Source organism: Marinomonas sp. MED121, from assembly GCF_000153025.1.
Taxonomy (GTDB): domain Bacteria; phylum Pseudomonadota; class Gammaproteobacteria; order Pseudomonadales; family Marinomonadaceae; genus Marinomonas.
Genome location: NZ_CH672429.1, coordinates 456,374 through 468,390, shown reverse-complemented (window position 1 = coordinate 468,390; position 12,017 = coordinate 456,374). Strand labels below are relative to the sequence as shown.

The following is a 12,017-nucleotide window of genomic DNA, read 5'->3' as shown; positions in this document are numbered from 1 at the left end:
TATTTCCAGCCTAAAGTGACGCCTTGTTTAATACTTTTCCCATCATTTTAAAAAGAGCAGATTGAGACGAGGTGATCTAATCTTAGGCTCCTTAGATTAATCCATAAGACTTCAGCACTGTGATGCCAATGCTGGTAGTCAACAAGGATACTATGGTGGTTAGCACAACAATATTTGCCGCAAGTTTGGCATTGCCTCCCATCGCTCTCACCATAATGTAGCCTGCTGAGGCTGAGGGAGCTGAAGACATTAAGAAGATGACACCTAGCTCCATGCCCCTAAATCCCCATAATATGCCTGCCACTGTCATCACTGCTGGTTTGATGAAGAGTTTGCCTAAACTGGCAAAAGAAGAAAGGGGTAAGTCGTTTTTTAAAGCGCTAAAACTTAAGGTCGCACCGGCGCATAAAAGGGCTAAGGGTAAAGTCATTTGGGCAAAATAGCCGCCTGTTTTTAACAGGCTTTCAGGTAAGCTAATACCTAAACTGGAGATGATGATGGCAGAAACAATGCTGATAATAAGGGGGTTTTTAACGATGCCTTTTATTGTATTAGCTATGTTTGCTTGTTTATTGAGCGATCGGTTTAACGTGATCACAGACAAGATATTAAACAACACTGTGACGCTGCCAAGATAAATGGAAGCAACCGAAAAGACACTTTCACCATAGGCGTTAACACAATAAGCTAGGCCAATAATGCCCATGTTAGAACGAAATGCCCCTTGTACTATGATGCCTCTATCCGCTTTGTTTTTAACCATTTTTGAACTGCAAAACTCAAATACTAAAAAAAGTATGAAGACACAGCTCAAGGCAAATAATGGCAAGCTAAAATCCGTTGATTGAGTTAAGTCGGTTTTAACTATGCTGATAAATAGTAAGGCGGGAAGGGTAATGTTAAAAACCAGCTTAGAGGCGACCTCAATAAAGTTGTCGTTAATCATCTTCTGGTTATTTAGCAGTACACCAAGCGCAAGAATAAAAAATATGGGGAGTGTGATGGAAATTGAAAAATTTAAGACAGAGAGAAAGCTTTCCATGGGGAGTCTCTAAGGTAAAAGAATAAAAATCTGATAAGCCTTGGCTTGGTGGCTTATCAGATTTTGAATTGTTAGTAAGCCTGTAATTCAGTGGCCTTTTCTCAGTCTACTTTTTTTAGCATTATGGGAAAAAGTGTCAAACAGGGCATTACTTTGACCTAATCTAGTCTCCTTTCAAGAAGGGGCCGCTAGTTAGTCATTATTTTCGAAACGATAACCCGCGCCGTATACAGAATGAATGACGTTTAACTCTGGAGCCACCATAGAAATACGTTTACGTAATTTTTTAATGTGGCTGTCTATGGTTCTGTCACTCACCACTCGACTATCGGTATAGATGCGCTTCATTATGATCTCACGGCCAAATACTCGGCCCGGTTCACTGATAAGCAATTGCAGTAGTTGGAATTCAACTGTGGTGAGATCAATCAGTTCACCTTTATAGGTAACACGCAATCTGTCCACGTCCAATTCAAAGCCTTCGGTTTTAGGTTCTTCAACTTGGTCAAAGCTAACACGACGTAGGTTTGCTTTAACACGAGCAACCACTTCACGAGGGCTATAAGGCTTACAAACATAATCATCAGCGCCCATTTCAAGCCCTAATAGACGATCAATTTCTTCCGCTTTTGCCGTTAGCATTATGATAGGAATATTGCTAAAAAGTCTAACTTGCTTACAAATCTCCATGCCATCAAGGCCTGGAAGCATCAAATCTAACAGAATCAAATCAACCTGATTTTGCTTTAGGTAATCAATAACAATATCACCACGGTCAAGGTGATGGCTCTCATAGCCAGATTGAGCCAAGTAAGCGGTTAGTAATTCAGCTAATTTTGGTTCGTCTTCAACAATTAAAATTTTACTCATGGCCAGTTATCTTTTTCCAATTATGTGAGTGGTAACTCGATACGAATACCAAGACCCTGTTTGTTTGAAGAATAAGAACTTATCGTACCCCTATGACCTGTCACTATGCTACGACAAATTGCTAATCCCAAACCACGACCACCTGTTTTTCGGTTACGCGAGCATTCAGTACGATAAAAGCGTTCAAAGATCTTTTCAATATCCTCTGAGCAGATCCCAGGTGCGGAATCTTCAAAGCGAATAACGACGCAATGCTTTTGTTTTTGCACATGAATATTTAATTCACCCGGTGCAGAGGTATATTTTAGCGTGTTACTCATTAGATTGGTAAACAATTGATTTAACCTGTTTGCATCTGCCGTAATAGGGATGGCCTTTTTCTTTTCAAAGGTCAAAGACAGGTTAAGGTTCGCTTCTTCAAAGGGTCTTTGCATGCTGGTAACGGTTTGTTCAATAATGTCCACCAAGTCATGCTCATCCATTTTATAATCCATGTTACCTGTATCATGCATGGATAATTGGTTAAGGTCTTCAATCAGACGACCAAGATGTACCGTTTCATTCAGTAATGAGCCTAAGCTATCAGGGCTTACCTTAATAATCCCGTCCTGCATCGCTTCAATTTCGCCCCTTAAGATTGCAAGGGGTGTGCGTAGTTCATGGGCGGTATCCGCCACCCAACGTTTTCTGGCTTCCGTGGTGTTTTGTAATGTGCTTGCCAAGTGATTAAGGTCAAACGCTAACATGCCAAGTTCATCTCGACTATTTGTTGGTAACCTGGTGCCATAACTCCCAGAAGCGAGTTGTCTTGTGGCTTGGCTCATCTGACAAATAGGTCGGCTCATGGCTTTAGCTAGACTCCAAGTAAAGAGTGCAACCACAGCTATCATAAAGGCTGAAATCAGTAAGAAGGATTCTGCCTGCTTCTTCACAAACTCCATGGTGTGATGCTGTACCACTTCTTTTAGGGAGCGAAGACCAACATAACCAACCACTTCTCCGGCGACCTTTACTTTCTGAGTTAAGGCAAACTTAAAGGGGATTTGCCCAATTAAGGCCTCTTTGTCAGCGTTGTAGAGCAAGAAGCGTTTACGATATTGCTGAGAAGGGTAAATCAGATCAAGGTTTGGAGTTAAAGGAGAGGGCACCATATCAGCCGTGCTGGCAAGTTTTGCTTTCTTCCAGTCTTCTTCCAACTGACTTTCTGATACTAAAAAGTCCCAATCTTCATAATAGATGTACAAATTAGCAGAGCGGTTAGCCATTTGACCTAAGTAAGACTTGTCCTGTTGGATGACATAATTAAAAAATCCCTGGTCAAAACTCCACTGATAAATCTGCCACATACTACCAATAATGAGAATATTGGACACAGCAAAGATAATGAAGAGTTTATATTTGAGTTTTAAGGTTGAAAGCAGGTTCATAGATTAATTTTTGTCATTCAATAATTTGGGTCAATGTAGCTTGAAGCATACGATTAAATAGGGCTAATTGACTAGATGTGTCTTGTGTAAATAAAGAGGAAAAAAAGTGAGCAGGCTGTTTTTTAATCAAATAAAGCCATTTATAATGCTCGGCCGACGACATTAATCTGCCATAGTGGCATGAAATAGATGACTGAAAATCTTGTAAATTGTAAGTGAGAAATATGCCTCCGTTCCGATTCCATGAAGAAGCGATTAGAAAATTAGACGATAAAACAAGACGAAGAGCTTGGCGTATTGCGTTATTTCAATCCAAAGTGTTCTTAAAACCTATTGTGATTCTTAAAATGATGCTCTTGCTGGCAAGTTTAGGGTATTTGCTTACTGGCCCTCTTGGGGGTGTTACTGGTGCTTGGATTCCATTTGCGATTTCCCTACCATTTATACTGCCTTTTCTTTTACATCATGATTATGAAAAACATGTCAGACCTGAGCTAATTCGTATCTCGAATGAATTGAAGCATGGTGCAAAAGTAAAATTCTAAATATCCTGCCTTTCCACAACAATCATCTTTCCATGTAATTAGAGTAAGGCATTCTTAAAGCCATAGGTTGTGAAAGAGGGACTTTAGCTCAAATTAAAAAAACAGTATTATGCAATTTCGTTATGTTTGTTGGTGTTGATATGAGTAATGTTTCTTTTCATGTGAAGGCGTTTTTCTCGCTTTTATTAATAATTATAAATACCTTGTTTTGGTTTACCCCAGTGGTTGGTCTTGGGGTGCTAAAAGTTTTGCTACCTAATCAATGGGTGAGAGGAAAATTAAACCTTCTCATTGACTGGATGGCAACCTGTTGGATCGCATTAAATAATGTCAATCAAGCGGTTTTAGGCCAAAGCAAAATTAAGCGCTATGATGAGGCAAGTCTTTCGACACAAGCTTGGTATATGTTAATTGCAAACCATCAATCTTGGGTTGATATCTTGGTGTTACAGCGTGTCTTTAATCGTCAAGTACCTTTTCTTAAATTCTTTTTGAAACAAGAGCTTATCTGGGTGCCCTTTATTGGTTTAACTTGGTGGGCATTGGATTTCCCTTTTATGAAGCGATACAGCCAAGCGGCAATCGCCAAGCGACCTGAATTAAAAGGTAAGGATATCGAAGTGACGCGTAAAGCCTGTGAGAAGTATCAGTTTTCACCTGTCACCGTGATGAACTTTTTAGAAGGCACACGTTTTACTCAAAGCAAATATGAAAAACAAGGAAAGGTGTTTAATCACCTTCTCACCCCAAAAGCGGGTGGTTTGGCTTTTGCATTATCTGTCATGGGGGAAAAGCTAGATAACCTCTTGGATGTGACCTTGGTTTATCCAGAGGGTATCCCTAGTTTTTGGGATTACCTTGGTGGCAAGGTAAAAGAGGTGAAAGTGCATGTCCGTGTTTTGCCTATAGATGAAAAACGGGTCGGTAATTACCTTGAAGATGAGGCTTTTAGACAGGCGTTCCAACTTTGGGTAAATGAGCTTTGGCAGCAAAAAGATCAGCAAATAGAGGTTATGCTGAAATAAATTACCAATGACCTCCATGTCATTTTAAATTCTGGCTGATTAAGAAAACCTTAATCAGCCGTCTTTGCTTGGCTTACCTCATCCAATAAATAATACAAAGATTGGTAAGGCACCCCAGCATGTTCGCTGAGGCCAATTTCGCAAGTTCTACTTGAGGAAATGCCCCGTTCACACTCTTTTGGTAGCTGCTGTTTAAGGGTTGCTAAAGCACTTTGATTAAGCTCTGGGTGAGAAAAACCTTTATCACCTGCGAAACCACAGCAGCCTATATCATCAGGTACATAAATATTGTCGCAGAGTAAGTTTGCTAAGTTTAACATGCTCGGCTCTAATCCTACTTTCTTCGTGCTACATGTAATATGAAGGCTAATGCTTTCAGTGCTTTTTTGAATATTAAGCGCAGGCACTAAATGTTCTAAGGCAAACCGAACCGGATCATAAGCCTCAATCTCTTTGTCTAAACCTTGGTCGGCGCTATTTATGCAGGGACTGGTATCAAACAATACAGGCCATTTTCCATTTTCAGAGGCTGTGATGAGTGCTTGGTTTAACTGGCTGCGTTTTTCATCTGCTTGATCAAAAAAGCCTTTGCTTTGAAATGGCATACCGCAACAAAGGTCTGCAACCTGTTTCGGGAGGATGACATCAAAACCTGCTTTATCTAACAGCTCGAAGATGACTTGAGTCAGACTGCGTGAGTCTTTCTGGTCCGGATCTATGCCTAAGGTTCTATTGGCGCATGATGGAAAGTACACAACTTTCTTTAAATGCTTAGCCTTATTTGCGCTTGTTTCTTTGAGCCAATGATTTGCTTTTGGGGTGTTAGGTCGCCATTCACCGACAGTGCCTTGGCTTACTTTGTTGACTTGAGAAACCAGTTTAGACATGGTTTTGTTGCCAATAATATTGCGAGTTATATTGGCACTGTCTAACGCCATTTTTATCAGTTTTGTACTGGTATCAAAATGCTTGGCAGCCCACTTTGCTTTGTTTTCATTTACTTTATTGTTTTCTTGTCGTAAATGTCTCGTTAAATCACCCGTATTAATGCCAACAGGGCATGCCATGCTGCAAAGCCCACAACCTGCACAGGTATCAATAGCTTGGTATTGGTAGTCTTTCTCTAAAGCCGTTAACCGTTCTTTCTCTTCAGGTGCGTTTGCCAAACGTGATAATTCACGGCTAATGACAATACGTTGCCTTGGCGAAAGCGTGAGGTCTTTTGAAGGGCAGTTGCTTTCGCAAAAGCCACATTCAATACAGGCATCAATTAATGGGTTGCTGGCGGGTAATGGTTTTATATTTTCTAGATGAATATTTTTATTGTCGTTTAGAATCACGCCAGGGTTAAGTATGCCTGTGGGGTCAAATATTTGCTTGATTTTCTCCATGACGCCATAGCCAGTCTGGCCCCATTCAAGCTCAACAAAAGGGGCCATATTGCGGCCTGTTCCATGCTCTGCTTTGAGTGAACCTTGGTATTTACCAACCGTCATATTGGCAACGTCTTTCATTAAACCATCATATCTTTCTATATCCGCTGGAGTATCAAATGACTGCGGAAAGACAAAGTGCAAGTTTCCTTCTAACGCGTGGCCAAAAATGACGGCATCATGGTAATGCCATTTTTCAAATAAACTGTGTAAATCATTCACGGCATTAGCTAGTTCTGCCACTGGATAGGCGACATCTTCAATTAAGACGGTTGATCCTGTGCTTCTTATTGCACCGACTGCTGGAAAAACGCCTTTACGAATTGCCCAGTATTGGGCGCATAAATGCGCATCTTGGCTAAATTGGTAATCAAGACAAGCAGGCTCACCTGATTGGTTTAACACTTGATTGATCTTGTCGACTTGTTCTTCTAATTGGTGGAGACATTGAGCTCTGGTCTCAACCAATAATACACATGAGCCTTGTTGTAATTGAGGCATTGTTTGGCTAATAGCATCATGATGACGAACAGAGTTTAAGGCAGGCCAATCCATGAGTTCAACGGCAGCCACAGGAGTGTGCTTTAAGCGACTTACTGCGTCACAGGCGGCTTGAATATCATTAAAAAAGATTAAAGCAGAGGCCTTGTGCTTTTCTTCAACCATGGTGCGATAAGCAACATTGGCAATAAAACCGAGAGTGCCTTCAGAGCCTATTAATAAATGGGCAAGAATATCGATAGGGTCAGTAAAGTCTGTCAGCGCGTTTAGGGCATAGCCAGTTGTGTTTTTAAGGCGATATTTGTGTTCTATTTTTTGTCTCAACTGAGGATCATTTTTAACCTCTTGAGCTAAAAATGATAAGGCTTCTAGCATGCTGCTATGGTTTTGTTTGAATTGGGTGACAGACTCTGGGTCGGCAGTGTTTAATTGACTGCCATCTGCCAAAATGCAATGAATAGATTCTAACGTATGGTAGGTATTGTGCGCTGTTCCACAACACATACCAGAAGCATTGTTAGCTGCTATCCCACCAATTTTTGCAGAATTAATTGATGCTGGGTCAGGGCCTATCTTACGGCCATAAGGTGCGAGGTACTTATTCGCCTGTGCACCGATAATGCCGGGTTCAAGTTGTATGATCTTACCTTCTTCAAGGATTTTATAGTTTTGCCATTTATTACCAAGAGAGATAAGAACAAATTCGGTAATGGCTTGCCCTGATAAGCTTGTGCCTGCCGCTCGAAAGGTAATAGGCACTGAGTACTTATTGGCCGCTTTTATTATATGAATGACTTCTTTGATTGATTCAACCTTAATGACAGCCTTAGGAATAAGTCGATAAAAACTGGCATCTGTACCGTAAGCGAGTGTGCGTAGCGGGTCTTCAATAATATTGTTTGCTACACAGAGTGTTTTTATATTTGACAAGAATTCCTGATACTGCATTTTTACTCTCTTTGGTAAGACCAATATTATTATTTAGTTGAATTTCAAGCTAACCCCATAAAAAATGTTTGTCAAAGGTAAATAACTAATGAAATATATGACCTTATTGGTAATACCAATTATTTGGTGAGATATTTTTAAAACACTCACTAGATAACTTCTACGATGACTTAAAAAGTGGCCTTATGGCAATGCTGGAAAAGCTTCCTCTGTGTGTTTTTATCCTGTATAAAATGCTTTTTTTTAATCTGTATGCTTGGTAATTATCTTGCCTGTCTGTTTGAAAATCACAAAGGCTTGATAATATTTACCCTAAATTAGAAATGTGTCAGGAAATTTGAATGAAGTTGTCTCAGTTGTTAACCGCTCAATCTCAACAGATGGAAAGCTCGCTTGTACGTGAGCTTCTTCACTATAGTCAGCAGCCCGATATTTTATCTTTTGCTGGTGGTCTACCTGATGAGGCTTATATGCCTGATTTTCCTGCTTTAGAGAGTGTGGCAGATAGTCGTCAATATGGTCCTAGTGAAGGTGAGAAGGCGTTGCGTGAGCAGGTTGTTGCAACTGTGGCTGAGCGTGGTATTCAAGCGTCTGTGGAGCAAACATTAATCACTAATGGTTCGCAACAAGGCTTGGATATAGTGAGCCGTCTGATTTTAGACAGTGATTCCATGATTTTAACTGAACAGCCAACTTACCTCGCTGCAATTCAAGTGTTTAAACTGCAAGGGGCGATCATTCAGGATGTTATTTCTGATGATGAAGGAATGTCAGTTGCTATGATGCGATCGCTTATCGAAGCGCATCAACCCAAAGCGGTTTATTTAATTCCAAATTTTCAAAATCCAGCGGGACATTGCTACAGCTTAAAGCGACGTCAAGAAATTGCTGCTTTGTTAGATGAAAAAGGGATTTTGCTGATTGAAGATGACCCATACCGAGATTTGTGTTTTGAAGAAGTGGATAGAACGCCTATTTCAAGTCTTCTTAAAAGTGCGCCTTGGATTTACATGGGGAGTTACTCTAAAGTCCTATGGCCTGGACTAAGAACAGGTTATCTTGTGTCTTGTGAAGAGATTGCCCCTTATTTGGTAAAACTGAAGCAGGCGACCGATTTACATACAAATCGATTAGGACAAAATCTCATTGCAAGCTACTTGGCAACAGGTGAGTTTCCGGCTCATTTAGAAAAACTTCAGCGAGTCTATAAAGCAAAGCGCGATACTATGATGTTGGCTTTGGATAAGTATTTAGGTGACCTTGTTCAGTTTGAAAAGCCCGCTGGTGGCATGTTTGTTTGGCTAACCTTGCCAGAGGGTGTGTCTTCGAAAAAGGTCTTGGCGGATGCGCTTGAGAAAAAGGTGCTGATTTTACCTGGCACGCCTTTTTACCCAAATAACAGTGAAAACTTTGATCGTAATATTCGTTTGAGTTTTGCGCGTGTACCTGAATCCAAGTTAGACCAATCTATATCTTTATTGGCTGATGTTATTAAAGCACAGCTTTAAGTCGCCTTCTCCTTCTTAAAAGCCACCAATTTATGGTGGCTTTTTTAATTGATTAGCCATCAGCTACTTGGGCTTTCTCTTCTTCGTTTCCTTCTCGTTCATTGTCGCGCTGCTTATTAAGTCTAAAGTTACTTTGCTCTACATCATGAAACCCATCAAACAGGCTTTAGCCAAGAGTCTACTAGTGTCATTATTTTAGTAAGTTTTTAGGGATGTTTGGTTCTCATGGTCGAGTTCCAATGCAAATCACAAGGATGTAGAAACGAGGTAACTTGTATTGTTAATCAATGAAGAGCAGCTGAGTGTTTTTTTAGAAGGTTTGCCTTGTATGGCCTATATGATGCGTGCTGATGGCACTCTTTTAGGGGTGAATCGTCGTTTGAAGGCTCTGTTTGAGCAGACTGATCTAAAACAAGCTGTTAAAAGCCAGAATGAGGTCTCTTGTTTTGATGCTTTTCGCCTTTTTTGTAAGAGAGAGTTCAAAAAACTGACTGACTTCTCTACAGGGTTCTCTACAGGGGGGGGATGGCAATATGCTGACACTTTATTTTTGCATATGAGTTTGAGCCCTTATGGTTTAGAGGGTGAGCAAAACGCCATACTTGGGTTGGTTGAGGATGTCAGTGAGAGTCAAATTGAGTGTGTTAAAAATGCGCAATATAAAGCTGTGTTTGATTCTATTAAAGAAGGTGTTTTGCTAGCGGGAGTTGATTCAAAAATAAAGGCTGTTAATCCTGCCTTCAGTGATATTACCGGTTATAGTGCTGCTGAAATGTTAGGAAGAAATCCTTCAATGTTAAGCTCTGGGCATCATGATAAAGCGTTTTATACTAAGGTTTATAAAGATCTTTATGAGCTAGGGCAATGGCAAGGAGAGGTTTGGAATAAACGTAAAAATGGTAGTCTCTATGTGCAATGGCAAACGATTACAGCACTTAAAAATGACGCCGGAGAAGTGGATGAGTTCTTGGCTATTTTCAGTGATATCACTCATCAAAAAGCGCGTCTTGAAGCGATTGAGTTCAGAGCAAATTTTGATCATTTAACCGGGTTGCCGAATCGCGCTTATTTTCATGAGTTAATGGCGAATCAACTGGTTAAAAGTTGCAAAGAGAAAAGCCAGTGTGCCCTCATGTATTTAGACCTAGATAACTTTAAGCGAATTAATGACACCTTAGGCCACAGTGTGGGCGATAGTTTATTAAAAGAGGTCAGTCAGGTTATAAGCAAGGTGATAGGTGCCAAAAATACTCTAGCCAGGTTAGGTGGAGATGAATTCGTTGTCATGGTGCCTTGTTTTAAACAGATCTCAGAGTTGGAAGAGGTTGCTCAAGCTATTGTGGATGCACTTAAGGTGCCTTTTGTAATAGGTGCCAATTTGGTCCACACAGGTGCGAGTATAGGGATAGCTTTATCTCGTAATGTAGAGAGTGTCGAGGAGATATTGCGACTTTCTGACTTGGCAATGTATAAGGCAAAAGAACAAGGTAAAGGTCGATTTGTGTTTCATACAGGCCAGATGTCTGACGATGTACAAGCTGCTAGAAACTTGGAATTGGAACTGAGAAAGTCGATTGCAAATCGAGATATTCGGGTTGCCTTTCAGCCTATTGTTGATATTGCGACTAAAGCCGTGCTTGGTTATGAGGCGTTAGCGAGATGGACGACGTCATCAGGTCAGGTTGTGTCGCCGGATGTGTTTGTTGCCTGTGCAGAGGAATTAGGGTTAATTCAGGCGTTGTTTGAAGTGGTTTATACCAAGGTATTAGAAGGGTTTTTGGATCTTCAAAATCAGCATGCTAAAGACATCTATGTTTCGATTAATTTATCCTGTTATCAAATTCCAAGTTTATTAAGTGTTGACTGGATGACTTCTCAATTAGCCTATTATCAACTGGCGCCGGGCAATATTATTTTAGAAATTACAGAAGGAGTGTTACTTAAGGATTCGGTCAATACAAGGCTCTGGTTAGAAAAGGTAAGGGAGGCAGGTTATCGTTTGGCCTTGGATGACTTTGGTACAGGTTTCTCGTCTTTAGCTTATTTAAAAAGTATTCCTGTGGATATTTTAAAAATAGACAGACGATTTGTGGCTGACATTGCTAATGACGAATCGGACTTGGCTCTGGTAAGTGCCATTTTAGCCATTGCAGAAGCCTTCTCAATTAGAGTGATTGCTGAAGGGGTTGAGCGGGAGTGCCAGCGTCAAGTATTAGGGCGTTTAGGTTGTGGCTTGGCACAAGGTTATTATTTTGGTCGGCCAACAGAAGTAGAGCAACAGGGTTTAACTATTTAGCTGACGACATGATTGATAACTTGTTATTATCTCTTTATTTGTGAGGAATAAGGTTTGTCTGATCTGAAGGGTATTAATATTGAGCCTGAAATTAAATCGCCCTGTATGTCTTTATGTTGCTTGGATGAGCAAGATATTTGCATAGGTTGTCATCGCAGTGTGAAAGAAATCACAGGCTGGAGTCGAATGGATCATCAGGCGAAAAAAGAGACGATGCAAAAAGTTGCTGAGCGCGAGCAGGCTAGCGGGCGTATGATGCGTTAGCAAGCTGTTAGTTTATTCTTAGGGTTAATTGATGTGAAAAGCTGAGATAGATTATCTTGGCTTTTTTTGTGCCTCAGTTTCATGTCTGTGCTTCGCTAACTACTTGGAAGTGCGAAGCAGTAACTTTCTAGTTTCTAGTTGGTTCTAAATTTTAGGCA

9 protein-coding genes are annotated in these 12,017 nt (G+C 40.6%); 5 read left to right on the top strand and 4 right to left on the bottom strand.

Annotation, left to right across the window (positions count from 1 at the left end):
* Positions 1 to 91: 91 nt before the first annotated feature.
* The 3 genes from MED121_RS02145 to MED121_RS02135 all read right to left on the bottom strand — a co-directional run bounded on the left by MED121_RS02145 (position 92) and on the right by MED121_RS02135 (position 3,339).
* Entirely contained in the window at positions 92 to 1,042 is a 951-nt protein-coding gene (locus tag MED121_RS02145; protein WP_009831947.1) for an AEC family transporter, read from the bottom strand.
* A gap of 192 nt (positions 1,043 to 1,234) precedes the next feature.
* Positions 1,235 to 1,912, bottom strand: coding sequence for a response regulator (locus MED121_RS02140; RefSeq protein ID WP_009831946.1), 678 nt, complete (start codon positions 1,910 to 1,912; stop codon positions 1,235 to 1,237).
* 20 nt (positions 1,913 to 1,932) lie between these two features.
* Positions 1,933 to 3,339, bottom strand: a complete 1,407-nt coding sequence (locus MED121_RS02135) for an ATP-binding protein (RefSeq protein ID WP_009831945.1) — start codon at positions 3,337 to 3,339, stop codon at positions 1,933 to 1,935.
* 224 nt (positions 3,340 to 3,563) lie between these two features.
* On the opposite strand from MED121_RS02135, the gene MED121_RS02130 reads away from it, so the two are divergent.
* Together MED121_RS02130 and MED121_RS02125 are read left to right on the top strand one after the other, a co-directional pair.
* Positions 3,564 to 3,884 carry a hypothetical protein gene (locus MED121_RS02130; protein ID WP_009831943.1) on the top strand — a complete coding sequence of 107 codons (321 nt, stop codon included), beginning with the start codon at positions 3,564 to 3,566 and terminating at the stop codon, positions 3,882 to 3,884.
* Positions 3,885 to 4,024: 140 nt separating this feature from the next.
* On the top strand, positions 4,025 to 4,909 hold the full coding sequence (locus MED121_RS02125) for an acyltransferase (protein ID WP_036179150.1): 885 nt from the start codon (positions 4,025 to 4,027) through the stop codon (positions 4,907 to 4,909).
* A 50-nt stretch (positions 4,910 to 4,959) separates the two neighbouring features.
* On the opposite strand, the gene MED121_RS02120 is transcribed toward MED121_RS02125, so the two are convergent.
* Positions 4,960 to 7,791 carry an FAD-binding and (Fe-S)-binding domain-containing protein gene (locus MED121_RS02120; protein WP_009831941.1) on the bottom strand — a complete coding sequence of 944 codons (2,832 nt, stop codon included), beginning with the start codon at positions 7,789 to 7,791 and terminating at the stop codon, positions 4,960 to 4,962.
* 341 nt (positions 7,792 to 8,132) lie between these two features.
* Between MED121_RS02120 and MED121_RS02115 the strand changes: the two genes are divergently transcribed.
* The 3 genes from MED121_RS02115 (at position 8,133) to MED121_RS02105 (ending at position 11,859) form a co-directional block, all read left to right on the top strand.
* Positions 8,133 to 9,299 carry a PLP-dependent aminotransferase family protein gene (locus MED121_RS02115; RefSeq protein ID WP_009831940.1) on the top strand — a complete coding sequence of 389 codons (1,167 nt, stop codon included), beginning with the start codon at positions 8,133 to 8,135 and terminating at the stop codon, positions 9,297 to 9,299.
* A 277-nt stretch (positions 9,300 to 9,576) separates the two neighbouring features.
* Entirely contained in the window at positions 9,577 to 11,595 is a 2,019-nt protein-coding gene (locus MED121_RS02110) for an EAL domain-containing protein (RefSeq protein ID WP_009831939.1), read from the top strand.
* Positions 11,596 to 11,649: 54 nt separating this feature from the next.
* A complete protein-coding gene (locus MED121_RS02105; RefSeq protein ID WP_009831938.1) occupies positions 11,650 to 11,859 on the top strand; it encodes a DUF1289 domain-containing protein in 210 nt (69 codons plus the stop codon).
* Positions 11,860 to 12,017: the final 158 nt, after the last annotated feature.